This is a genomic window from Nocardia sp. NPDC055002 (genome assembly GCF_053608825.1).
Genome location: NZ_JBSGWE010000012.1, coordinates 37976 through 60515, shown reverse-complemented (window position 1 = coordinate 60515; position 22540 = coordinate 37976). Strand labels below are relative to the sequence as shown.

The 22540-nt window shown below is 68.3% G+C and carries 27 protein-coding genes; 11 read left to right on the top strand and 16 right to left on the bottom strand.

Annotated features, from left to right (window positions below):
• Window positions 1-48: 48 nt before the first annotated feature.
• The 8 genes from ACWF99_RS32070 to ACWF99_RS32035 all read right to left on the bottom strand — a co-directional run bounded on the left by ACWF99_RS32070 (window position 49) and on the right by ACWF99_RS32035 (window position 7421).
• Window positions 49-717 carry an MspA family porin gene (locus ACWF99_RS32070; protein WP_378663010.1) on the bottom strand — a complete coding sequence of 223 codons (669 nt, stop codon included), beginning with the start codon at window positions 715-717 and terminating at the stop codon, window positions 49-51.
• A 344-nt stretch (window positions 718-1061) separates the two neighbouring features.
• On the bottom strand, window positions 1062-1721 hold the full coding sequence (locus tag ACWF99_RS32065; protein WP_378635943.1) for an MspA family porin: 660 nt from the start codon (window positions 1719-1721) through the stop codon (window positions 1062-1064).
• A 66-nt stretch (window positions 1722-1787) separates the two neighbouring features.
• Window positions 1788-2468, bottom strand: coding sequence for an MspA family porin (locus ACWF99_RS32060; protein WP_378635940.1), 681 nt, complete (start codon window positions 2466-2468; stop codon window positions 1788-1790).
• 524 nt (window positions 2469-2992) lie between these two features.
• A complete protein-coding gene (locus ACWF99_RS32055; protein ID WP_378635938.1) occupies window positions 2993-3214 on the bottom strand; it encodes a hypothetical protein in 222 nt (73 codons plus the stop codon).
• Complete coding sequence (locus ACWF99_RS32050; RefSeq protein ID WP_194826720.1) at window positions 3211-3753, bottom strand: MogA/MoaB family molybdenum cofactor biosynthesis protein; 543 nt, start codon at window positions 3751-3753, stop codon at window positions 3211-3213. Before ACWF99_RS32050 ends, ACWF99_RS32055 begins: the two co-directional genes overlap by 4 nt.
• Entirely contained in the window at window positions 3753-5177 is a 1425-nt protein-coding gene (locus ACWF99_RS32045) for a trypsin-like peptidase domain-containing protein (protein WP_452538216.1), read from the bottom strand. Before ACWF99_RS32045 ends, ACWF99_RS32050 begins: the two co-directional genes overlap by 1 nt.
• Before the next feature lie 93 nt (window positions 5178-5270).
• Entirely contained in the window at window positions 5271-6725 is a 1455-nt protein-coding gene (locus ACWF99_RS32040; RefSeq protein ID WP_378635934.1) for a sensor histidine kinase, read from the bottom strand.
• 9 nt (window positions 6726-6734) lie between these two features.
• A complete protein-coding gene (locus tag ACWF99_RS32035) occupies window positions 6735-7421 on the bottom strand; it encodes a response regulator transcription factor (RefSeq protein ID WP_358071318.1) in 687 nt (228 codons plus the stop codon).
• A gap of 292 nt (window positions 7422-7713) precedes the next feature.
• On the opposite strand from ACWF99_RS32035, the gene ACWF99_RS32030 reads away from it, so the two are divergent.
• From ACWF99_RS32030 to ACWF99_RS32005, 6 genes are all read left to right on the top strand, one after another.
• Complete coding sequence (locus ACWF99_RS32030) at window positions 7714-10494, top strand: ATP-binding protein (RefSeq protein ID WP_378635932.1); 2781 nt, start codon at window positions 7714-7716, stop codon at window positions 10492-10494.
• Window positions 10491-10895: a roadblock/LC7 domain-containing protein gene (locus ACWF99_RS32025; RefSeq protein ID WP_056813970.1), complete on the top strand. Its 405-nt coding sequence runs from the start codon at window positions 10491-10493 to the stop codon at window positions 10893-10895. The genes ACWF99_RS32030 and ACWF99_RS32025 overlap by 4 nt, the downstream gene beginning before the upstream one ends.
• 6 nt (window positions 10896-10901) lie before the next feature.
• Window positions 10902-11273, top strand: a complete 372-nt coding sequence (locus ACWF99_RS32020; RefSeq protein WP_056813973.1) for a DUF742 domain-containing protein — start codon at window positions 10902-10904, stop codon at window positions 11271-11273.
• Between the two features lie 4 nt (window positions 11274-11277).
• Window positions 11278-11877 (top strand): GTP-binding protein, encoded by a 600-nt coding sequence (locus ACWF99_RS32015; protein WP_266295760.1) that lies wholly within the window; start codon window positions 11278-11280, stop codon window positions 11875-11877.
• Window positions 11870-12646, top strand: coding sequence for an MHYT domain-containing protein (locus tag ACWF99_RS32010; RefSeq protein ID WP_452538215.1), 777 nt, complete (start codon window positions 11870-11872; stop codon window positions 12644-12646). Before ACWF99_RS32015 ends, ACWF99_RS32010 begins: the two co-directional genes overlap by 8 nt.
• Before the next feature lie 503 nt (window positions 12647-13149).
• Window positions 13150-13374, top strand: a complete 225-nt coding sequence (locus ACWF99_RS32005; RefSeq protein WP_336084385.1) for a hypothetical protein — start codon at window positions 13150-13152, stop codon at window positions 13372-13374.
• A gap of 76 nt (window positions 13375-13450) precedes the next feature.
• Here ACWF99_RS32005 and rpmF read toward each other — a convergent pair whose 3' ends face one another.
• Genes rpmF through mrf form a run of 3 tightly spaced genes read right to left on the bottom strand, consistent with a single transcriptional unit; the run spans window position 13451 to window position 15195 of the window.
• Complete coding sequence (gene rpmF, locus ACWF99_RS32000) at window positions 13451-13624, bottom strand: 50S ribosomal protein L32 (protein WP_378635926.1); 174 nt, start codon at window positions 13622-13624, stop codon at window positions 13451-13453.
• A 3-nt stretch (window positions 13625-13627) separates the two neighbouring features.
• Entirely contained in the window at window positions 13628-13894 is a 267-nt protein-coding gene (locus tag ACWF99_RS31995) for a type B 50S ribosomal protein L31 (protein ID WP_378635925.1), read from the bottom strand.
• Complete coding sequence (gene mrf / locus ACWF99_RS31990; RefSeq protein ID WP_452538214.1) at window positions 13891-15195, bottom strand: ribosome hibernation factor-recruiting GTPase MRF; 1305 nt, start codon at window positions 15193-15195, stop codon at window positions 13891-13893. Before mrf ends, ACWF99_RS31995 begins: the two co-directional genes overlap by 4 nt.
• Before the next feature lie 103 nt (window positions 15196-15298).
• Here mrf and rpmB point away from each other — a divergent pair, with 103 nt between their 5' ends.
• The 4 genes from rpmB to rpsR are packed head-to-tail and all read left to right on the top strand — an operon-like array spanning window position 15299 to window position 16314.
• The gene (rpmB, locus tag ACWF99_RS31985) at window positions 15299-15535 is read left to right on the top strand and encodes a 50S ribosomal protein L28 (RefSeq protein ID WP_194826729.1); all 237 of its coding nucleotides are present in this window, start codon (window positions 15299-15301) and stop codon (window positions 15533-15535) included.
• A 9-nt stretch (window positions 15536-15544) separates the two neighbouring features.
• Window positions 15545-15715: a 50S ribosomal protein L33 gene (rpmG, locus tag ACWF99_RS31980; RefSeq protein WP_378635921.1), complete on the top strand. Its 171-nt coding sequence runs from the start codon at window positions 15545-15547 to the stop codon at window positions 15713-15715.
• Window positions 15715-16020: a 30S ribosomal protein S14 gene (gene rpsN, locus ACWF99_RS31975; protein ID WP_378635918.1), complete on the top strand. Its 306-nt coding sequence runs from the start codon at window positions 15715-15717 to the stop codon at window positions 16018-16020. Before rpmG ends, rpsN begins: the two co-directional genes overlap by 1 nt.
• Before the next feature lie 36 nt (window positions 16021-16056).
• Window positions 16057-16314 carry a 30S ribosomal protein S18 gene (rpsR, locus tag ACWF99_RS31970; protein WP_067449582.1) on the top strand — a complete coding sequence of 86 codons (258 nt, stop codon included), beginning with the start codon at window positions 16057-16059 and terminating at the stop codon, window positions 16312-16314.
• Window positions 16315-16373: 59 nt separating this feature from the next.
• On the opposite strand, the gene ACWF99_RS31965 is transcribed toward rpsR, so the two are convergent.
• Window positions 16374-16931 (bottom strand): LysM peptidoglycan-binding domain-containing protein, encoded by a 558-nt coding sequence (locus ACWF99_RS31965; RefSeq protein ID WP_378635915.1) that lies wholly within the window; start codon window positions 16929-16931, stop codon window positions 16374-16376.
• A 170-nt stretch (window positions 16932-17101) separates the two neighbouring features.
• Between ACWF99_RS31965 and ACWF99_RS31960 the strand changes: the two genes are divergently transcribed.
• Entirely contained in the window at window positions 17102-17545 is a 444-nt protein-coding gene (locus ACWF99_RS31960) for a hypothetical protein (protein ID WP_452538213.1), read from the top strand.
• Window positions 17546-17599: 54 nt separating this feature from the next.
• Here ACWF99_RS31960 and purH read toward each other — a convergent pair whose 3' ends face one another.
• The 4 genes from purH to ACWF99_RS31940 form a co-directional block, all read right to left on the bottom strand.
• Window positions 17600-19165 (bottom strand): bifunctional phosphoribosylaminoimidazolecarboxamide formyltransferase/IMP cyclohydrolase, encoded by a 1566-nt coding sequence (gene purH / locus ACWF99_RS31955; RefSeq protein WP_452538212.1) that lies wholly within the window; start codon window positions 19163-19165, stop codon window positions 17600-17602.
• On the bottom strand, window positions 19158-19838 hold the full coding sequence (purN, locus tag ACWF99_RS31950; protein ID WP_452538230.1) for a phosphoribosylglycinamide formyltransferase: 681 nt from the start codon (window positions 19836-19838) through the stop codon (window positions 19158-19160). Before purN ends, purH begins: the two co-directional genes overlap by 8 nt.
• A gap of 36 nt (window positions 19839-19874) precedes the next feature.
• Window positions 19875-21392: a cell division protein PerM gene (locus ACWF99_RS31945; protein ID WP_452538211.1), complete on the bottom strand. Its 1518-nt coding sequence runs from the start codon at window positions 21390-21392 to the stop codon at window positions 19875-19877.
• Between the two features lie 114 nt (window positions 21393-21506).
• Window positions 21507-22538, bottom strand: a complete 1032-nt coding sequence (locus ACWF99_RS31940; RefSeq protein WP_452538210.1) for a DUF5336 domain-containing protein — start codon at window positions 22536-22538, stop codon at window positions 21507-21509.
• Window positions 22539-22540 lie beyond the last annotated feature (2 nt).

Genomic DNA, 22540 nt, shown 5'->3' with positions numbered 1-22540 from the left:
CGAGGGTGAATTCGTGTGAACGAGAAAGAGTTTCGATTCGGCCGATGATCAGCCGATGCTGAACGGCGCTCCGTACAGCGTGGTCTTGGAGTAGTGGTCACCGATGATCTCGACCACCGAGTAGGACCGGGCCTGGGCGTAACCCGCGCAACCCTGAACCTCGATCTCCGCGTCCTGGTACTCCACCGAATAGACGCCGGGCTTGAGAATATCCTTGGCATCGATCTGCACGAAGGCGACCTGGCCGGGGCCGAGGTGGAGGCCGATCGCGCCACCGGCCGAGGGGCCATCGGTCGATACTCCAGCGGACAACCCGGCAGCGATCGCATCATCACCGATGCTCACCTGGCAACCGACGATGTAACCCGTATTCAGCTGCGACGCACCATGCGTCGAAGAATTGTTGGAGCCGGGACGGTTCGTCGGCCCGTTGTACGGCCCGACCTCGCCCTCCGGCGTGACCTGCACATCGGCGCGGGCATTGCCTGACACCCACACGACACGACCAGCACCGTTGGCGGCCAGCGACGGGGAGATCACGGCATGCTCGCCGGTTCGACTCACAGTGACACCGGGGCCCAGCTTCTGGCCGTCCGGCAGCGGTACGAAGGTGTCCGCGTTGGCAGCACCGGCCGACAACAGACCGATCGTCACGGCCACTGCGGCGCCCGCGCTCCACGCGCCGCGACGCCCGCGGTTGGTGCGGTTCTCGCTCATTCTTCCCCTCGAGGTATACGCAAATCCGACCTCGACCATCGAGGCCGATATCTGTGTTGCGCCCGGACCCAGCTGGGGTGTGTCACGCAGGACAGGCACCGCTGGCAACAGGACAGATGCGCCCTGCCGGGAGGTGGATCGAGAAGCTGGTCGTCACCGGATCGGCGCGACTCTCAGCCGATCGGCGAACGAAAACGCAAGATGATTTCGACTGCCGGGGCAGTCGATTCGGGTTCAACATAGTGAGACTGACTCGCAATGTCCAGTGATACAAGGGTGAGCGCACAACAAAACGGGCCGGTCGCAGAGCGACCGGCCCGTTTTGAGTTCGGGATGCGAACAGATCAGCCGAGGCTGAACGGAGCGCCCCACAGGGTCACCCAGGAGATGACGTTGTCGGTCTCGACCTCGACGGACACGAAGGCACGCGCCTGCGCGTAGCCGGCGCAGCCGCTCAGGCCGATGGTGGTGTCGGACCAGGTCACCGAGCCGGAGCCGTTCTTGAACTTGTTGCTCTTGCTGTGCGATTCGCTGCCGTAGTCGTCGGCCTGCTCGCGGTCGAGAATGTAGAACGAGGACGACTGGCCGGGGCCGAGCGAGAGCTCGCCGCCGGTGGTGATGCCACCGGAGCCGTTGCCCTCGGGGTCGACCGAGACATCGCCGCCGCCGGAGACGCCGCCGCCCGAGATGTTGACCTGGCAACCCACGGTGTAGCCCGGGTAGATCTTGCCGGAGCCGCCGTCGGAAACGGTGACCTGAGCACTACCGGAGACCCACGAGTTGCGGTGCACCGGAGTGGAACCCATGGACGGGCTGATCAGGGCCGACTCGCCGACAAGGGCGATGTCGACGACGGTGCCGTCGGACAGCGTCTTGGTGAGGTGTCCACCCGGCAGGGGAACGAAGGTATCGGCATTGGCCGCGCCCGTGGAGAACAGGCCGACGGCCACGGTGGCCGCAGCGCTGACGCCCGCCACCTTCGCCATGAACTTACGGTTGATCATAGGATTTGTCCCTCGAGGATTGAGTTCGCCGCAGCGAGAAGAAGATTCGTGCCGGATCGAAGAACGTCAGCCGATGCTGAACGGCATGCCGTACAGGGTGGTCTTCGAGTAGTTGTCGCCGATGACCTCGACGACGGTGTACGCCCGGGCCTGCGCGTAGCCGGCGCAGCCCTGGATCTCGATTTCCGCGTCCTGGTAATCGATCGCGTAGGTACCGGCCTTCAGGATGTCCTTCGAGCTGATCTGCACGAACTTCACTTCACCGGGGCCGAGGTTGACGCCGATGGAGCCGCCCGCGGTCACGCCGCCGGTGCTGATTCCGCCGGAGACACCGGCGCCGATGGCGTCATCGGCGATGCTCACCTGGCAACCGACGATGTAGCCGGTGTTCAGCTGGGAGGTGCCGTGCGTCGACGAGTTGTTCGAGCCGGGACGACCGCTCGGGCCGTTCCAGGGGCCGACCTCGCCCTCGGGGGTCTCGGTGACCTCGGCGACCGCGGTGCCCGACACCCACACGACGCGACCCGCGCCGTTGGCGGCCATCGACGGCGAGATCAGTGCGGACTCGTGGGTGCGGGTGATGGTCACGCCAGCAGGGCTGACCTTCTGGCCGTCCGGCAACGGCACGAAGGTATCGGCATTGGCGGCACCGGTCGACAGCAGGCCCAAGGCCACGGCGGCCGCGGCAGCGCCGACGCCCGCGGCACGGACGCCACGGCGCACACCGGTGGTGCGGTTCTCGCTCATACTTCCCCTCATCAGGTGTCTAACAGCCGACTTCGACTTTCGAAGCCGGACAAATGGACCTCACAGGGCCCAGATCAGTGTGTCGCCCCTTTGTTGCCGTTACGTAACTAACTGTTATTTCGACGATACGACCGGGGCCGGTGTGGCGAACCCGAGCCAGGGTTCCACCGGGTGGTTCAACGCACAGAGGTGGGAGTACTGCGGGGACCGATAGTTGGTGGCTCGATGGCGAACATTAAACGCCGTTCCACGGATTCGGCAACGAAAGAGTTCGTAAATTTCACTGTGAAGCACAGCACACATTCGTACATCGCCACATGCCTTGACGTGCATTGATGCAGTCGCGAAGGCTCCTGTCATGCCTCCTTGACAGGAGATGGCCACAGGTAACGATCTGGGTCGTCGAACGACAAAAGACCACGCTTTCGCGTGGTCTCGAGTATTTGTCCGCAGTGCGCGTTCATGCCGTAATCGGCAATTCGAAGGCCGCTTATTACGTAGCGGCTACGTAGATAACGGGCTGATCACCCGTGGTGCGGTGGAACTTGCGACCGTAACCAATCGTCGGTGCCGGAGCCACGTGATCCCTCGCCGCGTTCGTCGCCGGTGGTCTCCGGGAGAACATCGCCGAAGATTCTCGCCAGTCGCGCCGCCTCGGCCGCTTTCCGTCGCAACTCCTGCGCCGCGGCCTGTTCCCGGCCCCGATCATCGGGGCCGGAAACCGCGTCGTGAGGGTCGGATGTCATTCGTCCAGACCGGACAGTTCGCCGATCACCTTGCTGGCCAGCGGGCCGAGGGTGGCCATGCCGTCGCGGACCGACGCGCGCGTGCCGGGCAGGTTCACCACCAGGGTGCTGCCGGAGATGCCTGCCACGCCGCGGGACAGACCGGCGTCGAGCGACCCCGCCACCCGGCCGGACGCGCGCAATGCCTCGGTGATGCCGGGCAGTTCACGGTCGAGCACCTGGGTGGTGGCCTCGGGGGTGATGTCGCGCGGCGACATGCCGGTGCCGCCGACCGAGATCACCAGGTCGACGCCGCCGATCACCGCGGTGTTGAGCGCGTTGCGGATCTCGACCTCCTCGGCCTGCACCGTCACCGAGGCGTCGACGAGGAACCCGGCCTCGTTGAGCAATTCGGTGACGAGCGGGCCGAGCGAATCCACGCCGCCATGAGCCGTCCGATCGTCGACGACAACAACCAGTGCGCGCCCTGCCACGGGAGCATCGATGTCCATGGTCATCACCGTAGCGCCTACGCACGACAGGTTTGCGTTCGAACGCATCATCGGCCGCCTTCCGCCGCCGCGGCGGTGAGCGTGACCTCGACGGTCTTGGAGTTGCCGCCCTGTTCGTCGGTGTAAGTCACCTTCACCTTGTCTCCTGGCTGGTGTGAGCGGACGGCGGCGATCAGCGCGTCGCCGGAGTCGATGGGACGGTCGTCGAGGCGGGTGATGACGGCTCCCGCGGGGATGCCCGCCTTGGCGGCAGGGCCGTCGGGGGTGGCCTCGAGTACGCGTGCGGCGGTGTCCTGCGGGCGCAGTTTGATGCCGATCTGGGCGTAGGTGGCATGGCCGGTCTTGATCAGTTCGTCGGCGACCCGGCGCGCCTGATCCACCGGGATCGCGAAACCGAGGCCGATCGAACCGCTCTGGGTGCCGCCCGCCGCCTCGCCGCCGAGGCTGGCAATGGCGGTGTTGATGCCGATCAGCTTGCCCTGCCCGTCGACCAGCGCGCCGCCGGAGTTGCCCGGGTTGATCGCCGCGTCGGTCTGGATCGCGTCGATCACCGGGTTCACCTGGCTCGGCGTGCCCTCGCCGCTGGTCGAGACCGGGCGATTGAGGGCCGAGACGATGCCGGTGGTGACCGTGCCCGCCAGGCCGAGCGGCGAGCCGATCGCGATCACCGGCTGGCCCACGGCCAGGCCGTCGGAGGTGCCGAGTTCGATCGGGGTGAGGCCGGTCTTGCCGCCGACCTTGATGACGGCCAGGTCGGACACCGGATCCGCGCCGATCATGGTGGCGGGCGCGGTGCTGCCGTCGCTGAACACCACCTCCATCTTCGCCGAGGCACCGGCGCCCGCGGCGACGTGGTTGTTGGTGAGGATCAGACCGTCCGTGGACAGCACGACCCCGGAGCCTTCGCCGGACGCGCGATTGCCCGCGACCTTGATCATCACGACGCTGGGCAACACCCGCTGCGCCACCGCCTGGGTGGACCCGGCGGGCGCGTTGGCGACGTTGTTGACCGCGGGCTTCGGCGCCTCGAGCGCGTTGGTCACCGGCGCGGAACCCGAGTCGGTGGCGAGCACTCCGACAACACCACCGACACCACCGCTGACCAGAGCCAGCGCCGTCGCACCGGCGATCAGGCCGAGCCGCAGCGGCTTTCGCTGTGGAGCCGGCGTGGGACCGAATGCCTGGGGCTGCGCACCGTGCGGCGGCGGGCCACCGAATGCCATGGGGCCGGTATGGGGCGCGGGACTCCCGAAGGGCGCATGCTCGCTGTGGGCCTGCTGTCCGCCGTGGGGCGCCTGCCCGCCGAAGGGTGCCGGTCCGCCGTGGAACTGGTCGCCGTAGGGCGGCTGGTCGCCGTAGCCCGGCGCCTGCCCCTGGTGCCCGGCCGGCAGCCCCGACTCGGCGGGATGGCCCGCGTCGCCCGGTCCGGAAGCGGCGGGCCGGTCAGCGGGGTGCTGGGGATCGTCGGTCATGGTGTCTGTCTCCTCACGCTTGCTGACCAGCTTCCTGACGGCTACTGAGAGGCGCCTGAGATCGGACTATCAGTTCGCCGTGACTGACGGCGATCACCCGGCGTCGGACTCGTCGAGAACGGTCGGCGCCTCCCCCGGCAACACGATGCGCACCAGCGCGCCGCCCCGATCGGAGGTGTCCACCGCGATGGTGCCGCCGTGTTTGGTCACCACCTGCTTGACGATGGCCAGCCCGAGTCCGGAACCGGGCATCGAGCGCGAGGCGGTCGTGCGGTAGAAGCGTTCGAAGACCAGTTCGCGTTCGCCGGTGGGAATGCCGGGGCCCGCGTCGCCGACGGCCAGTTCGAGCAGTCCGGGACCGGCCGGGCGCATGGTGATCCGCACGACCGCGTCGGGCGGACTCCACTTGGCCGCGTTGTCGAGGACGTTGAGGACGGCCCTTTCCAGCCCCGCCTCGTGCCCGTAGACGAACCAGGGGGCCAGATCGGCCACGAAGGTGATGCCCACCCGTCGGCGGCGCGCACGCTCGAGCGCACGCTCGGCCACCTCACCGAGATCCACCCGCTCGTACACGGTTTCGGGGGCATCCTCACGGGCCAGGTCGACCAGGTCGCCGACCAGGGTCGACAGCTCACCGATCTGCGCGACCACATCGGCGCGCAATTCGGCCATGTCCTCGTCGGGCAGCCGGGGCGCGCCCGGCCTGCCCGAGGCGATGAGCAGCTCCATGTTGGTGCGCAGCGAGGTGAGCGGCGTGCGCAGTTCGTGGCCCGCGTCGGCGACGAGCCGGCGCTGACGATCGCGTGATTCGGTCAGCGCCCGCAACATCGTGTTGAAACTCTCGGTGAGTCTGGCCAATTCGTCGTCACCGGTCACCGGGATCGGCGTCAGGTCGTCGGTGCGGGCGACGCGCTCGGTGGCCGCGGTGAGCCGGGCGATCGGGCGCAGACCGGTACGGCCCACCGCGGTTCCGGCCGCGGCGGCGAGCACGACACCGCACGCGCCGACCACGAACAGCAGCCATGCCAGCTGATCGAGTACCTCGCGGGTGCGGTAGAGCTTCTGCGAGATGATCAGCGTCGCGCCGCTGTGCGTACGCGCGGCGAGTACCCGCTGGTCACCGACGGTGCGCAGGGAGGAATTGATCTTGCCGTCGGCCACCGCGAGCTCCTGGGCACCGACCGGTGGAATCGTCTGCTGGGGTGGCATATAAGGCTTGTGACCGGCATAGATCAGCGCGACGCCGACATCGTTGGAGAACAGCCCGGCCAGCACGATCGACTGGAAACCGGCGGTCTCGAAATTGTTGTTGATCATCGTCGCCGCGCGGGCCTCGAGCTGGGCGTCGACGTCGGCGTAGAGCGCGCGCGCCACCATCGCGTAGGCGGCGATCGAGGTGACCGCGACCGCGATCAGCACCACCGACGCGGCCAGCAGCGTCACCCGCCAGCGCAGGGACACCGAGCGCGTGAGCGGGGTCGGCGGACGCATCTCGCTCGCGTCCAGCGGCCTGCCGAGAACGGCGACCGCGGGTTCCTTGTGTGCCATCTCGCCCGCCTACGGAGGGGTCTCGCGCAGCACGTAGCCGACGCCACGCACGGTGTGGATCAGTCGTTCCTCGCCGTCGGCCTCGGTCTTGCGGCGCAAATAGCCGATATAGACCTCCAGCGCGTTGCCGGAGGTCGGAAAGTCGTAACCCCAGACCTCTTCGAGGATTCGTCCGCGAGTGAGCACCCGGCGCGGATTGGCCATCAACATCTCGAGCAACGAGAACTCGGTCCGCGTCAGGCTGATCGCGCGTTCGCCGCGCGAAACCTCGCGCGTGACCGGATCCAGCGACAAGTCAGCGAACACCATCGCCTCCGACGCTTCACCGGGATCGGGCGTTCGACGACGCAGCAACGCCCGTAAACGCGCCAGCAATTCCTCCAACGCGAAAGGTTTCGGCAAATAATCGTCGGCGCCCGCGTCGAGCCCGGCCACGCGTTCGGACACCGAATCGCGCGCGGTCAAAACGAGAATCGGCAGATCGTCGCCCGTACTGCGCAGCCTTCGGCACACTTCGAGTCCGTCCAGGCGCGGCATCATGACGTCGAGAACCAGCGCATCGGGCCTGGCCGCGGTCACTTTCTCGAGTGCGTCCAGACCGTCGACAGCCAGGTCGACGGTGTAGCCGTTGAAGCTCAGTGACCGGCGCAGTGATTCCCGCACCGCGCGATCGTCGTCGACTACCAGAATGCGCATGTGCTGTAGTTTGCCGTGAACGACTGAGAACGTACTGAGAGGCCTCGGCGCGCCGAACGTCGTGTTCTCACCGGACGTGTGTTGTAGGTCTTGACAAACCTCAACGAATCGTCGTTGTGTCAGCGCATATTCGGCGAATTACAGACCGTGTGGCCCGGATTGCCGATGCCCACTCGGCACGGTATCTTTCCTGCGGTAAAAGAAGACCTCCAGTTGGTTCTGCGCTCGCATCGCTCCGCGACCTCCCCGCGCGGGCCGGGGTCACACGTGGAAGCAGAGGCAACGCACGCGGATGGAACCTGCATCGCGCTCCTGGCAATTCAGCCTGTCCAACTGGTCGGTTACGCGCAAGGTCGGTGTGGTGCTGGTGCTGCCGGTGATGCTCGCGACCACCTTCGCCGTGCTGCGGATCAACAACGAACTGCAGACGATGACGCAGCTGGGTGCGGCCACCGAACAGGCCACCGTCATCCGTCCCGTCGTCAAATTCGCCACCGCCACCGAACAACTCGCCGTCGCCGCGACGGCAAACTGGGGTGCGATCGCCGACCCCCAGACCGACGCCGCGCTCACCACCTACGACCAGGCGCTCGCCGAGGTGCAGAGCGCGCTGCGCTCGGCCCGCATCGATCCCGGCGTCGCCAGTGAACTCACCGCGGCCACCACCACCGGCGCCACCCTGCGCAACACCGTGCGCGGCGGCTCCCCGGCGATGGTCGGCGAGCAGACCGACGAGATCGGCGAACGGATCGGCAACGCGCTGTCCAAGACCCCACAGGTCGAGGACTTCGTCGTGCAGCGCTACTTCCTGCAGCTGACCGCGCTGCACCAGGCCCGCCGGGTGCTCACCCGTGAGCGCACCCTGGTCGTCTCGCCCGAGTCGGGTCGCAGTCAGAGCGCGCGGTCGAAGATGCTCGTCGAGCTCGGCTCCGAAGCGAACATGATCAAGACCTACGGGATGATCCTGCCCGAGCGCGCGGGCAGCCAGGCCGCGCTGCTCGACGCGGTGCAGACCCGGATCAGCGTGTTCAGCCAGAACAACGGTGATCCGACCACCAACGCGGCGGTGCTCAACACCCTCCAGGTGAGCGCCGACACCTACGCCTCCACGATCTCCGCGCTGCTCGACAACATCGACCACACCCTCGACAGCAACACCGCGACGGCACAGACCGGCGCCCTGCGTGAGACCACCCTGGTGCTCGGCATGCTGCTGGCGGGCCTGGCGCTCGCGCTGGCCGTGGCCCGCACCCTCGTGGTGCCGGTGCGCAGGCTGCGCCGCGACGCGCTCGAGGTCGCGCACGTGAAGCTGCCCGACGAGCTGGCCGTGGTCCGCAGCGGCGGCGCGACGCCGGAGATCATGCCGGTGGGTGTGCACTCCACCGACGAGATCGGCCAGCTGGCCCGTGCCGTCGACGAGATCCACGAGCAGGCGCTGAATCTGGCGGGCGATCAGGCCCGCCTGCGCCTGCAGATCGGCAACATGTTCGAGACGCTGTCGCGGCGCAGCCAGTCGCTGGTGGAGCAGCAGCTCGCGCTCATCGAGGAACTCGAGCACGACGAGGACAACCCCTCGCGCCTGCAGACGCTGTTCCGCCTCGACCACCTCGCCACCCGCATGCGCCGCAACGGCGACAACCTGCTGGTGCTCGCGGGCACCGTGCTGCGCCGCGGTCATCTGCCGCCGGTGCCGCTGTCGGACATGCTGTGGAGCGCGGTCTCGCAGGTGGAGGACTACCAGCGGGTCGAGATCGGCAACGTGCCCGACGGCGTCGTGGCCGGTGAGTCCGCGGTCGATATCGAGCACCTGCTCGCCGAGCTCATCGACAACGCCCTGCGCTACTCCCCGCCGAGTACGTCGGTAGCGGTCATCGTCGGCCGTGCGGTCGACAGCGGCTACCTGATCGAGATCACCGACCGTGGCCTCGGCATGTCGGCCGAGGACCTGCAGACGACCAACGACCGGCTCGCCTCCGGTGGTGAGGTCACCATCGAAACCGCCCGTCGCATGGGTCTTTTCGTGGTCGGCAGGCTGGCCAAGCGGCACACCATCACCGTCAGCCTGCGCCGTACCAGCGGTGCGGCCCCGCAGCCCGGCATCACGGCCAGCGTGCATCTGCCCAGTGCGCTCGTCGCACCGTCGCCGCCCATGTCGTCGGGTCCGTCCACCGGGCCGAATCCGATCGTGCCCGCCGGCATCGGCCCGTACGCGCTGACTCCGGCCGACATCACCGGCCCGAATCCGATCATGCCGACCGGACCGCGCCCCTTGGTTTCGCTCGACACCGTGACCGGTCTCGACCTCCCCGCCTCACCGCTTCCCGCGCTGCCGATGTTCGCGGATCCGAATCCCCTCGTCCCGACCAACGGCGCGAGCACACCCAAGAACCCACTCACCAGTGTCGGTCTCCCGCAGCGTGTTCCGGCCGCGGTACCGCCGCCCCCGCCCGAACCGGCCGTCGTCGAACCCGACGAGGACGCGGCACCGGCGGGCATGTGGGCCGAGCACGATCACGACACCGACGATCTCCCGGTGACGACCGATCCGGCGGCACCCGCTCCCGACTCGTCGCCCTTCGGCTTGCCGCAGCGCATCCCCGCGAACGCGCTGGCCGAGCTCGCCGCGTCGTCCGCACCGGCCGCGCCCCAGGAGCCGGAACCCGTGCCGCGTCCCATCGACGTCGACCCGATGCCGACGACGAGCACCCGTTTACAGCCGGTCTCCGGCCCGGCGCCGACCCCGATCTACCAGCGGATGGTCTCGGAGTGGCTCGTCGAACCCGCCTCCGCCCCCACCGAATCCGGTAACGGCAACGGCGCGTCGTGGAGCGCTCCCGGCGACGCGGGCTGGTCGGCCGCCGCCGAGGCGGACCACCCACCCACGTCCTCGCGAACGAGCGGCGGGCTGCCGATCCGCAAGCCGGGCGCTCAGCTCGTGCCCGGTGGGCTCACCCCCGCGGAGGAAGCGGGCGCTCGCGACCCCGAGGAGATCCGCAACAACCTGACCAGACATCTCAGCGGCGTCCGCAGCGGCCGTGCCGAGATCCAGTACAACGACGGAGGCCTCGAATGAGCAACGCGCACCCCACAGACGAGAATCTGAACTGGTTGGTCGCCCGCTTCACCCGCGACGTACCCGGCGTCTCGCACGCGGTGCTCGTCTCGGCCGACGGACTGCTCCAGGCGACCAGTCCGCATCTACCCGCGGACCGCGCCGAGCAGTTGGCCGCGGTCACCGCCGGTCTGGCCAGCCTGTCGATGGGTGCCGCGCACCTGTTCGACGGCGGCAAGGTGATGCAGTCGATCGTGGAGATGCAGCGGGGCTATCTGCTGGTGATGAGCGTCGGAAACGGTTCGCACCTGGCGGTTCTGGCCAACAAGAGCCACGACATCGGCCGCATCGGCTACGAGATGGCGTTGCTCGTCGACCGGGTGGGCTCGGCGGTTACCGCCACCGCCCGCTCCGCCGGCTGAGGTGAGATGTCGAGCCCTTACGGATCCGATCACCGGCCGACTACCCGGGTCAGGCCCTATGCGCTGACCTCCGGCCGCACCGAGCCCGCGATCGCGCTGCCCTTGGAGGCGGTCGTCGAGACGGTATCTTATACAGCGCACAACGACTGGTCCGCAGGCGATTTGCGGATCGAAATCGTGCGTCTTGCCACACATCGGCTTTCTGTCGTCGAGATTGCCGCATACCTTGGTCGCCCACTGGGTATGGTCCGGGTGATGATCGGTGATCTCGTAGTGGGCGGGATTCTTCGAGTGCATTCGACGCTGACCGAACAGGCGAGCTACGACGAACGCCGATCACTGATGGAGAGGACTTTGCGTGGACTCCGTGGCCTCTGATGGCATGCGCCCGCCGGCACAAGAACAACGGGTCGCGTCGACCAAGATCGTCGTAGCGGGCGGATTCGGCGCCGGTAAAACGACTTTCGTCGGTGCGGTGTCGGAGATCGTGCCGCTGCGCACCGAGGCGATGGTGACCCATTTCTCCGACGGCATCGACGATCTCGCCGAGACGCCGGAAAAAGAAACCACCACCGTGGCCATGGACTTCGGGCGCATCGTGCTGCCCGGCAACCTGGTGCTCTACCTGTTCGGCACCCCGGGCCAGAAGCGATTCTGGTTCATGTGGGACGACCTGATCCGGGGCGCCATCGGCGCGGTGGTGCTGATCGACACCCGCAGGCTGGAAGACAGTTTCGCCGCCGTCGACTTCTTCGAGGCGCGTGGACTGCCGTTCCTGATCGCAGTGAACCGCTTCCCCAACGCTCCCCGCTTCCCCATCGCCGAACTGCGCGAAGCGCTCTCGGTGCGCGAGGGCATCCCGATCGTCGACATCGACGCGCGCAATGCCGTCGAGGTCCGTCAGGCACTGGCGGCGGTGACCGAATACGCCATCGCCCAGCTCGAGCCGCAGCAGTTCGAAGGAGCGGGCAGGCGTGCCTGATCTGCTCGCCGCGACCGGTGCCGAGACATTCGCGCACGGCACCGGGATCGCGTGGCTCGCGTTGGACCTGTCGGCGCTCGGCGCGCTGGTGGCGTTCGCCTGTATCCGGCATGCGAAGTACTCGATCCGGTTCCGGCTGATCTGGCTGACGATGGCCGCGGTCTCACTCGGCGGGGTCGGGCTGTGGCTGGCGAATTCCGTCGCGCTGCTCGCGATGCGGGTGAACGACAGCACGATGCGCTACAACGTCGCGCTCGGTGCGGCGGCCCTGGCCATCGCGGTGGTCGGCGTCCTGGCCGGATTGCTGATCAGTGGCCGGACCCCCCAGGTGCCCCGGCTGATCATCGGTGGGCTGACGATGGGGTTGAGTGTCGGACTGTCGACCTATCTGACCCTCGACGCGCTCGCCGTGCAAGGCACCGTCGACGAATCGCTCGGCCTCATCGGGGTGTCGGTGCTGGTGTCGATGGCGCTGTGCACCGCGACCCTGTGGGTATCGCAGGTGGTCCGGCGGGTGCCGATGCGGGTGCTGGTGTCGGTGCTGTTCGCGCTCGGCGTCGCGGCCGTGTACTACACGGCCATCGCCGCGCTGAGCTTCTCGATCGATCCGGGTATCCGGACACCGGCCGGGATGCCACTGTTCGACCTGGTGTTCCCGATGTTCGTGATCGGTGCGCTCGGCCTGACCGTGCCGATCACCGCGGTGCTGGTGGCGCCGGATCGACGGGATGTCGCGGTCCCGGCGCGTCAGCCCGTTCCGGCCCGTTGAGCGCAACCAGCTAACGTCCGGTTTGTCGGAATCTTTCCGGTCTTCCGCCCCGCTGATCCGAACTCACGCAACCTGCGGCGAACTGCCGCGAAAACGGCCCCTGAAGTGGCGATGAGCGGGTTCCCCATACTCGGGGAACCCGCCCTCCCGCACGAGAGTACATACCTGTGAGGGACTCCGCATCAGTGGTTCGGGAATTTTCTTGTGGCGAAAAACAAACCGAGAGTTGGTAATTCGACCGTCAGCAAATGTTCCGCAAGCCCTTGCGCGCGTCCGTGCCAAGTGGTGTGCATCACACGGGTAACGGGGCGGTTGCCCCACACCCGCCGCAGGGCCCTGAACAGGCACAACAGCACCGCAGTAAGTCCCCTGGACAGATGGCAGGGCAGAACGAACCGCCGAGCCCTCGGAAGCCCACCACGTGGTGCGCCAACCGAGTTATGGTCGCTGAAGGGCGCATTCGTCTCGCCCGGCACATCCAAGGTTCGTTCGAAGGAGTTCGCATGGCCGTCAACGTGGTGCTCGACAAAGTCCTCGACAAGGAATTCGAGAACAAGACGCTCGCCGAAATTCTCGCCGCGCCCCCGTCGGCGCTGGCCGGTCTCACCGAGGCGCACGACAAGCAGCTGCTCGAGGCGCTGAAGATCAAGACCATCGCCGACCTGGGCAACAACAAGTTCTTCCAGCTCGCCGCGACCCTGGTAGCGCTGGCCGAGCGCGAAGGATGACGCGGGCCGCACACCCAGTGCGGTAGAGACAGGCAACGGCCTGCCGGGCGGTTCCGGCAGGCCGTTGTTGTCGGCGTCAGAGCCGGGCGGGGTCGATCATGCCCTTGCGGACGGCGTTGACGATGCGGCGTGGTACCCGGTACTCGACACCGCCCACTGTCACCGGGACCAGCTGCGGGACTTCCGCTTTCCACTGTGCGCGTCTGCTTCGGGTGTTCGAGCGCGACATTCTGCGCTTGGGGACCGCCATGATTCAGCCTTCCTTGCCCGCGCGCGAGCGCTTTCCGTACTTGCGCTCGAACTTCTCGACCCGGCCCTGGGTGTCGAGGTTGCGGGCGGTGCCCGTCCAGAACGGGTGCGAATCCGAGGTCACGTCGACCAGCATGAGCGGGTAGGTGTTCCCGTCGGCCCATTCGATCGTGCGGTCGCTGTTCGCGGTCGACCTGGTCAGGAACTGCTTCCCGGTGCTCGCGTCCTCGAACACGACGGGGTGGTAGTCGGGGTGGATGCCCGCTTTCATGCCGTTTCTCCTCTCGGGTTTGTGCGCTCGCTCGCCGAGGCCGTTGCCTCGGTGGGATCGGCGCAGGGATCTTGATGCCAGTCGCCGAAGGGGTCCTCCCACAGCGCGACTCGTTCCGGCGCCCGGTCGACGAGCAGCAGTTCGTCGTCCTCGACCAGCGCCCAGTGCAGGGCGTGCCGGATCTCGGCGGGGTCCGCGTCGTGGGCCAGGATCACCAGCGACACATCGCGATCGCCGAACCGCTCGTCCCAGCCCAGCGCGCCCATCGCCCGCCGATCCGGGTCGGCGCCGGCCTGTTCCTCGGCGTTCATCGCGGCCAGCCAGCGACCGGCGCCGCCGACCCGCAGCCCGCCGCCGGCCGACTCGAGCCAGACCACGTGGTCGGGCTGGGTCGCCAGCCAGATCCGGCCGCGGGCGGTGACCACGCCGTCGAGGAGTACGTCGAGGGCCTCGTGCAGCCGCTCGGGATGGAACGGCCTGCGCGCGGCGAATTCGACGATCGAGACGCCGTAGTCGGTGCTCAGCGGCGGCTGCCCGCGCAGCAGCGGTGCGTGCGCGTCGAAGATCCGGCCCCGGCGTGAGTCCGCGGGCACACGGGTCAGCAGCGCACCGATCTCGATGGCGTCGAAGCCGGACAGCTCGGGCAGCCAGGCGACCGGCGCGGCGGGTGCGAGGCGGGCGAGCACGGCGGCCAGCCGCTCGTGATCGAGCGCGTCGGCGCCCGCGGTGAGTACCACCAGCGCGTCGGCGAAGTCGACCTGGCCGACGGCCACCTGCGCGACCGTGCGCTCGTCATCGGCGGAGGCGAGCCCGCGATCGGCCAGCACCTCGTCACCGGTGGCATCGGCGAGCCACTGCTGCCCGTCCAGGCAGGTCAGCACGGCTTCGATCCGCACAGTGCGGCCCGCGGGCCCGTCGACGCGATCGGCCACCCCGCTGACCTCGACATGCTCGATCGCGTGGCACAGCGCCTCCGCCTCGATGCCGGGATCCAGCGCGAGCACGATCCGCTCGATGTGATCGCGGGTGGCGAGCGTGCACAGCATCGGCAGCAGATCGGCGCGCAGCGTGCACGACACGCACCCGTGCGCCAGTTCGAGCACCGTGGTGCTCACGTTGCCCGCGGTCCGCACTGTGCGCCGCACCACGCCCTCACGTAGCTCGGCGAGGTCGTGATGCACCACCACGGTGCCCGCGTCCTCGCTCAGCGTCGCCGCGATGTGCTCGACGCCGCCCATGGCGGGTCCGGAGAAGCCGGCCAGCAGCACCACGGGCGTTCTCCGGTCTGACTGGTCCAGCACCCGATACCCCTTTCGACAATGATTTTCATTTACCTCACGGCGACTGTACAGTGCGGAATAATCGTTGTCGAAAATGGTTGTCATAACCATGGAAGGAGGTCGCATGTCGGCCCACTGCCAGGTCACCGGTCGCAAACCCGGCTTCGGAAAAGCCGTCTCCCACTCGCACCGGCGCACCAACCGACGCTGGAACCCCAACATCCAGCACAAGACCTACTACCTGCCCAGCGAGGGCCGCCGCATCACGCTGACGGTCTCCACCAAGGGCATCAAGACCATCGACCGCGACGGGATCGAGGCTGTGGTGGCCCGCATCCGCGCTCGTGGGGACAAGATCTAGGAGCTGAACATGGCCTCGAAAGCGACCGATATCCGGCCGATCGTCAAGCTGAAGTCCACCGCGGACACCGGCTTCACCTACGTCACCCGCAAGAACCGCCGCAACGACCCCGACCGGCTGGTCCTGCGCAAGTACGACCCCGTCGTGCGCCGCCACGTCGACTTCCGCGAGGAGCGCTGATGGCGAAGAAATCCAAGATCGCTCGCAACGAGCAGCGACGCGAGATCGTCGAACGGTTCGCGACCCGGCGCGCCGAGCTCAAGGAGATCATCCGCAAGCCGAGCACCGGCGAGGCCGAACGCTCGGCCGCCCAGGCCGAACTGCGCAACCAGCCACGCAACGCCAGTCCGGTACGATTGCGCAATCGGGACGCTGCCGACGGCCGCCCACGCGGCTACCTCCGCAAGTTCGGCCTCTCCCGTGTTCGTGTGCGCGAGATGGCCCATCGGGGTGAGCTTCCCGGGGTCCACAAATCGAGCTGGTAGAGACTCCCCAAACTGATTCGTGAGAAGGAATATCCCATGGCAGTGAAGCGAGCACCGTCCAAGAAGGCACGCGCCGACCAGGGGCGTAAGCCGAAGAAGAATCCGCTGATCGCCGCGGGCATCGAGTACGTCGACTACAAAGACGTCAACCTGCTGCGGACCTTCATCTCCGACCGCGGCAAGATCCGCAGCCGCCGCGTCACCGGCCTGACCCCGCAGCAGCAGCGTCAGGTCGCCGTCGCGGTGAAGAACGCGCGCGAGATGGCGTTGCTGCCGTTCACCACCACCAAGTAGCGCCGTGAACGCGAGAATGGCCCCGAAGCTGTTGCCTCGGGGCCACTTTCGTCTGCGCCTTACGGGATGGTCAGTACCTGACCGGCGTTGATCAGATCCGGGTTGTCGATACCGGAGGCCGCGGCGATCTCCTGGTAGCGGTTGCCGTCACCGTAGAAGCGCTCCGAGATCGCCCACAGCGTGTCGCCCGACTCGACCGTGTAGGTCTGCGCGGCCGGGGGCGGCGGGACCTCCTCGGCGATCGGGGCGGCCGCGACCGGCTCCGGGGCGGGCAGCGGGTTGTCGGTATTGGTGGCGGTGGCCCACGCGACCGAGCCGTCGGTGCCGTAGAGCACCACGTTGCGGTCGGGCTGCACAACCAGCTTCTCGACGTTCTTGCCGCTGGTGTCGGTCGCCCAGATACGCGCGCCGCCACCGCTGTAGACGACGAAGTCGCCGTCGTGCTGCAGGGCCGCGCGCTGCGCGTCCTGCCCGTGCGTCATGGCGGCCCAGACGACGTTGCCGTCGGGCTCGGTCAGCACCAGGTTGCCATCCGGCTGCAGAGCCAGGGTGTAGGCACCGCCGGTCAGGGACTGCCCCAGTCCCAGTTCTTCGCCTACGCGCAGCGTGTCGGCCACGTTGTTCCTTTCGAAGATCGCCAATTGCTTCAGCCCAACAGAAGATGCCGGCCGATTGCCGCAGAGCCGCATCGAAGCCGAATGTAGTCGCCGCGGCACGGAAATGGAGGGGTTATGCGCAGGGTTCGCGGAAAGTTCACGGTCGGGCCGTGCCGTCTAGGGTTGACACCATGAGAACGATGTCGCGCTACACCGCCGCCGCGGCAGCCGTGGCCGTGCTGATCGCACCCCTCACCGCCTGCGGATCCTCGGAAGACCCTGCGCCCCAACCGAATACGTCGACAACGAACGCCCGCCCCGAAGACCCGAACCCCGGCATCGGGCAGCCCTTCACCGCGGATCCGACCCTGGTGAACCCGCACCCGATCCCGTTCACGTCCTGGAACCGGCTGAGCGAGAACAGGATCAGCGTCAACTTCCAGACCGGCAACCCCGAGTGCTACGCCGTGGACGCCTCCGTCACCGAAACCGCCGAGGCGGTCACCGTGTCCCTGCGTTCCGGGACCCGAGCGGACTCCGTGAACAAGATGTGCACCATGAACGCCGTCTTCGGCACGCTGGAGATCCCCTTGGGTTCCCCGCTGGGCAGCCGCGAGGTACTCGACGCCGGATAGCCGAAAACGGGTGCCGCACCGAGGATTCGGTGCGGCACCCGTTTCGGGTTGGACTCAGTGAGCGAAGTGGCGTGCGCCTGTCAGGTACAGGGTGACGCCGGCTTCCTTGCAGAGTTCGATGGTGTCCTTGTCGCGGATCGAACCGCCGGGCTGCACGATCGCGCGAACACCCGCGGCCACCAGGATCTCCGGCCCGTCCGAGAACGGGAAGAAGGCATCGGAGGCGGCGACGGAGCCCTTCGCACGCTCCCCCGCGCGCTCGACGGCGAGCTTGCAGGAATCGACACGGTTGACCTGACCCATGCCGACGCCGACCGCGGCGCCGTCCTCGGCGAGCAGGATCGCGTTCGACTTCACCGAACGGCATGCGCGCCAGGCGAATTCGAGGTCGGCCAGGGTGGTGACATCGGCCGGGTCGCCCGCGGCGAGCGTCCAGTTGACCGGATCGTCGCCCTCGGCGTCGAGAACGTCGCGGTCCTGCAGCAGCGCACCGCCGCTGATCGGGCGCAGCTCCACGCCCTTGCGCTGCGGCGCGTCGGCCACCAGCACGCGCACGTTCTTCTTGCGCTGCAACACTTCCACGGCACCGGGCGCGTACCCGGGGGCGATGATCACCTCGGTGAAGATCTCGGCGACCTGCTCGGCCATCTCGACGCTCACCTCACGGTTGGCCGCGATCACGCCACCGTAGGCACTCACCGGGTCGGTGGCGTGCGCCTTGCGGTGCGCCTCGGCGATATCGCCTGCCACGGCGATGCCACACGGGTTGGCGTGCTTGATCACCGCGACCGCGGGCTCGTCGAAGTCGAACGCGGCCCGCCAGGCGGCGTCACCGTCGGTGTAGTTGTTGTACGACATCTCCTTGCCGTGCAACTGCTTCGCCTGCGCGATCCCGACCGTGCCGTCGTTGCTGGTGTACAGCGCGGCGGCCTGGTGCGGGTTCTCGCCGTAGCGCAGCACCGCGGCGCGCTCCCACGAACCGGCGACCCAGCCGGGGAACTGCTCGGTCTCCTCGGCGACGGCGGGCACGGCGACCGAGCCCATCCAGCTCGCGACGGCCACGTCGTAGCTCGCGGTGTGCTGGAAGGCCTTGGCGGCCAGCGCGGTCCGCTCGGCGAGGGTGAACCCGCCGGACTTCACCGCGGCGAGCACGTCGTCGTAGTCGGTGACGTCGACGACCACACCCACCGACGGGTGGTTCTTCGCTGCGGCACGCACCATCGACGGCCCGCCGATGTCGATCTGCTCCACACACTCGTCGACGCTCGCGCCGCTGGCCACGGTCTGGGTGAACGGGTACAGGTTCACCACCACCAGCTGGAACGCCTCGACGCCCAGCTCCACGAGCTGGTCGACGTGCTCGGCGCGGCGGGTGTCGGCCAGGATGCCCGCATGCACGCGCGGATGCAGCGTCTTGACCCGGCCGTCGAGGGTCTCCGGGAACCCGGTCAGGTCCTCGACCTTGGTGACCGGAATCCCGGCCTCGGCGATCTTGCCCGCCGTCGACCCCGTCGACACCAGTTCCACACCGGCCGCGTGCAGCCCGGTGGCGAGCTCGACGAGCCCGGTCTTGTCGTAGACGCTCACCAGCGCCCTCTGGATCGCCTTACGTTCACTCACCGGCGTGCTCGCTCACTGGTATTTCTGCCTTTCGTCCGTCGGAGACAATGCCTCGCGTCGCGACGGCGGCGATGACCTCCGCCAGTAACCGTCGCTCGACAACCTTGATGCGCTCCTGCAGCGTGTCCTCGTCGTCGCCGGGCATCACGGCGACCGCTTCCTGCGCGAGGACCGGGCCGGTGTCCACGCCCGCGTCGACCAGGTGCACGGTGCAGCCGGTGACCTTGACGCCGTAGGCGAGCGCGTCACGCACCCCGTGCGCGCCCGGGAACGACGGCAGCAGCGCGGGATGGGTGTTGATGAGACGACCGCCGAAACGTTCCATGAACGCGGCGCCGAGGATTTTCATGAAGCCCGCCAGGACCACCAGATCGGGCTTGTGCGCGTCGACGGCCTCGGTGAGGGCGACGTTCCAGGCGTCCCGGTCGGAATAGTCTTTGAGCCCCACCTTGAAGTGCGGCACACCGGCGGCCTCGGCGTGCGCGGTGGCCGGGCAGTCCCGGTCGACCCCGACTGCCACGATCTGCGCCGGGTAGCCGGGCTCGCGTGCGGCGGCCAGCAGTGCGTTGAGCAGCGAGCCGGTGCCCGAGGCCAGAACGACGACGGTGGCCGGTGTTCTGGCGGGCTTCCACGGGGCAAACGAGGACGTCAGCGCTCTACTCCTGCGTGTGATCGGGCGGCGGCGATGGCGATAGGCGCCGGGTCGAGCTTAGCGACCGGGGGTCTTGTCCTCGTCCGGCAGGTCCGACTCGACCACTTCGACGTCGACGATGTCGTCGGCGGGCTCGTCGGTCGAGCCGGGTGCGGCGATGCTCACTTCGAGGTCGTCGTCGAAGTCCTCGACCAGTTCGCCGTCGACTTCTACTGCGGGATCGTCGTATTCGACAGCGTCGGCGTACTCGTCGGGATCGTCGTCGTCCTCGTCGTCGTACTCGTCGTCGTCGTAGTAGTCGTCGTCCTCGTAGTCGTCGGCGTCGTCGTAGTCGTCGTACACCTCGGCAGGCGCGGTCGGTGCCAGGAAGCGGCGGGCGAACACCATGCCGACGAAGCCGCCGAAACCGAACCAGGTGACCATCAGCACGACCAGCATCAGCAGATCGACGCCCACCCACCCGACGGCACCGAGCTGACCACTGCCGAGGATCGCGAGCATCAGGAACGTCAGCGTGGACAGCGCGGCGCAGGTGAGCGTGGCCCACGGCGCGCCGGGCCGGTCATCGCTGGTGCGGCCGAGTTCGATCCCGCCGAGCACGCCGACGGCGAGCGGGACCAGCAGCAGCGCCGCCCACCACGGGGACGCGGGCCCTTCCGGCACGGGGATCAGCGCGGGCAGCACCGGCATGTGCCCGCCGGTCACGCCGAACAGCCCGACCGAGCCCGCTCCGAACAGCACCGCGGCACCGCTGAGGATCCCCGCCGCGCCGATCACCACATTCGGCAGATAGAGCAGGGAAAGCAAGGTCATACCCAGCACGTCGGTGACGTTGTGGGCCTGCTGGAAGGCACCGTCGAGCCGGGACAGATGCACGAAGAAGGAGATCACGGTGGCCAGCACGGCGCAGCCGAGCATGCGCAACACGGTGCGACGCGCCGCGCGGGCGCCGAGGACCGCCCATTCCGGGATCTCGATCGGCACCAGCGCGCACAGCGAACTCCACGCCCGGCCGGCGATCCCGGCGGCGGCCGCGAACAGATACAGCACGAACACCCAGCCGAACGCCGCGATCGGACCCGACGATTCGAGCGGGGTGACGCCCGCGGCATCGCCGGTGACGGCGAGGCAGACGGCCGTCATCAGCAGCGGTCCGGCCAGCACGGCACCGGTCAACCAGCCCAGTTCGACGGGAGTCGGGCGGTTCGGGACGGCCCGCGCGCATTCGCGGGCGGCCAGCCAGACCAGCACGGCCGTCGGCGCCAGCGGCAGCAGGCCGAGTGTCGTCCTGCCGACCGTGAGCGGAACCTGGTGGGCGGCAAGCCACGTCGCGGCGACCGCGGCGGGCGCACTGGTGAGATCGGTGCCGGTGGTGAGCATGACCACGAGGACCAGCAACACCGTCGCCGCCAAGGCGGTGATCGTCGGCCTCGCCGCGACCAGCAGCAGGGTGCGCGCCCGCTCGGGCGAGAGCGACCACCAGCCGGGCTCCTGCCCGGGCGGTGATGCGGCGACTGTCTCCCCGGTGCCGCGTGACCCGGAGGTCCGGCGCACGAGGGCGTTACGGGAGCTCATGACAATTCAGCGTGGCAGCTTCCCCGGCGGCCGGGGGTCAGGCGCGCCGCGAGCCCACAGGCGTACCTGTGGGCTCGCGATCGAACCTGAACCACCGTGCGGCAGCCGTCGGTTTTACTTGTTGTCGTCGTTCGGACGGAACGCGGTGGTCGCATCGGCCGCCGGATCGGCGGTCTGCTCGCCACCGAAGGGCTGCGGCTGACCGGGCGACGACGGCTGCGCGCCACCGTAGGTCGGCGCACCGAACGGCTGGCCCTGCTGCTGCCCACCGAACGTCTGCGTCGCGCTCTCGTCGGGACGCGGCTGTGCCTGCGGCGCCGCACCATACGGCGAGGGCTGCTGCGCCTGCGGGGCGCCGTACTGCTGGCCGTACGGCGACTGCTGTGCCGGCTGACCGTAGGACTGCTGGCCCGGCTGGCCGTAGGACGGCTGCTGCGCCTGCGGCACCGACGGCTGACTCTGCTGGCCGTACGGCGACGGCGACTGCGTCGGGTACTGCCCACCGGTCTGGGCCTGGCCGTAACCGGTCTGCCCGTAGGGCTGCTGGCCGGTGCTCTGGCCGTAGCCCTGCTGGCCGTAGCCCTGCTGCGCGTACTGGCCGTACTGGTTCTGCTGCTGTTGTGGCTGGGCCGGTTTCGGCGCGGGCACCTTGATGATGCCGAGCCCGAACAGCAAGGCCAGCACCATCAGCACAGCGACGATGAACGAGAACGCGGCCACCGCGAACGCGCCCCACTGCAGTTCCATGCCCTCGCCCACGCTGATCAGCGAGACCACGACACCGACGAACGAGGCCACGGCCAGTGCCGCGGCGACGCCGAGAACGTTCTGCTTGGGCAGCAACGACAGCCCGGCGAGCAAGGCGGCGGCCAGGATCAGTGTCGCGAGGGCGCCGCTGCTCGATTCGAACATGCTGCCGGTGGTGGTCTCACGCAGCGCGGTGAAGCCGACGTACGGCGCGAAGCCGAGGAGGAAGGTGACGACGCCGAGTCCGGCGGCGGCCGCGGTCAGGATGAACGGCAGTCCTTTGCCATCCGAACCGGTCGCGGTCGATGGCGAAGCCGCGGCGGCTCCGGTACTCGGGCCCTGAGGCGCGGCGGGTGTCGCGGGTGTGTTGTACCCGGAGCCCCCGGTCGGGTATGACATGT

Bases quoted from the DNA above. Each gene is read 5' to 3' on its own strand.
- ACWF99_RS31995 (WP_378635925.1), bottom strand. From the start codon at position 13,894: ATGAAAGCGGGCATCCACCCCGACTACCACCCCGTCGTGTTCGAGGAC.
- ACWF99_RS32060 (WP_378635940.1), bottom strand. From the start codon at position 2,468: ATGAGCGAGAACCGCACCACCGGTGTGCGCCGTGGCGTCCGTGCCGCG.
- ACWF99_RS32030 (WP_378635932.1), top strand. From the start codon at position 7,714: ATGGAACCTGCATCGCGCTCCTGGCAATTCAGCCTGTCCAACTGGTCG.
- ACWF99_RS32005 (WP_336084385.1), top strand. From the start codon at position 13,150: ATGGCCGTCAACGTGGTGCTCGACAAAGTCCTCGACAAGGAATTCGAG.
- rpsR (WP_067449582.1), top strand. From the start codon at position 16,057: ATGGCAGTGAAGCGAGCACCGTCCAAGAAGGCACGCGCCGACCAGGGG.
- rpmB (WP_194826729.1), top strand. From the start codon at position 15,299: ATGTCGGCCCACTGCCAGGTCACCGGTCGCAAACCCGGCTTCGGAAAA.
- ACWF99_RS32035 (WP_358071318.1), bottom strand. From the start codon at position 7,421: ATGCGCATTCTGGTAGTCGACGACGATCGCGCGGTGCGGGAATCACTG.
- rpsN (WP_378635918.1), top strand. From the start codon at position 15,715: ATGGCGAAGAAATCCAAGATCGCTCGCAACGAGCAGCGACGCGAGATC.
- ACWF99_RS32015 (WP_266295760.1), top strand. From the start codon at position 11,278: ATGCGCCCGCCGGCACAAGAACAACGGGTCGCGTCGACCAAGATCGTC.
- rpmF (WP_378635926.1), bottom strand. From the start codon at position 13,624: ATGGCGGTCCCCAAGCGCAGAATGTCGCGCTCGAACACCCGAAGCAGA.
- ACWF99_RS32050 (WP_194826720.1), bottom strand. From the start codon at position 3,753: ATGCGTTCGAACGCAAACCTGTCGTGCGTAGGCGCTACGGTGATGACC.
- ACWF99_RS32040 (WP_378635934.1), bottom strand. From the start codon at position 6,725: ATGGCACACAAGGAACCCGCGGTCGCCGTTCTCGGCAGGCCGCTGGAC.
- ACWF99_RS32055 (WP_378635938.1), bottom strand. From the start codon at position 3,214: ATGACATCCGACCCTCACGACGCGGTTTCCGGCCCCGATGATCGGGGC.
- ACWF99_RS32070 (WP_378663010.1), bottom strand. From the start codon at position 717: ATGAGCGAGAACCGCACCAACCGCGGGCGTCGCGGCGCGTGGAGCGCG.
- ACWF99_RS32065 (WP_378635943.1), bottom strand. From the start codon at position 1,721: ATGATCAACCGTAAGTTCATGGCGAAGGTGGCGGGCGTCAGCGCTGCG.
- ACWF99_RS31960 (WP_452538213.1), top strand. From the start codon at position 17,102: ATGAGAACGATGTCGCGCTACACCGCCGCCGCGGCAGCCGTGGCCGTG.
- ACWF99_RS31945 (WP_452538211.1), bottom strand. From the start codon at position 21,392: ATGAGCTCCCGTAACGCCCTCGTGCGCCGGACCTCCGGGTCACGCGGC.
- ACWF99_RS32045 (WP_452538216.1), bottom strand. From the start codon at position 5,177: ATGACCGACGATCCCCAGCACCCCGCTGACCGGCCCGCCGCTTCCGGA.
- ACWF99_RS32025 (WP_056813970.1), top strand. From the start codon at position 10,491: ATGAGCAACGCGCACCCCACAGACGAGAATCTGAACTGGTTGGTCGCC.
- ACWF99_RS31940 (WP_452538210.1), bottom strand. From the start codon at position 22,538: ATGTCATACCCGACCGGGGGCTCCGGGTACAACACACCCGCGACACCC.
- ACWF99_RS32020 (WP_056813973.1), top strand. From the start codon at position 10,902: ATGTCGAGCCCTTACGGATCCGATCACCGGCCGACTACCCGGGTCAGG.
- rpmG (WP_378635921.1), top strand. From the start codon at position 15,545: ATGGCCTCGAAAGCGACCGATATCCGGCCGATCGTCAAGCTGAAGTCC.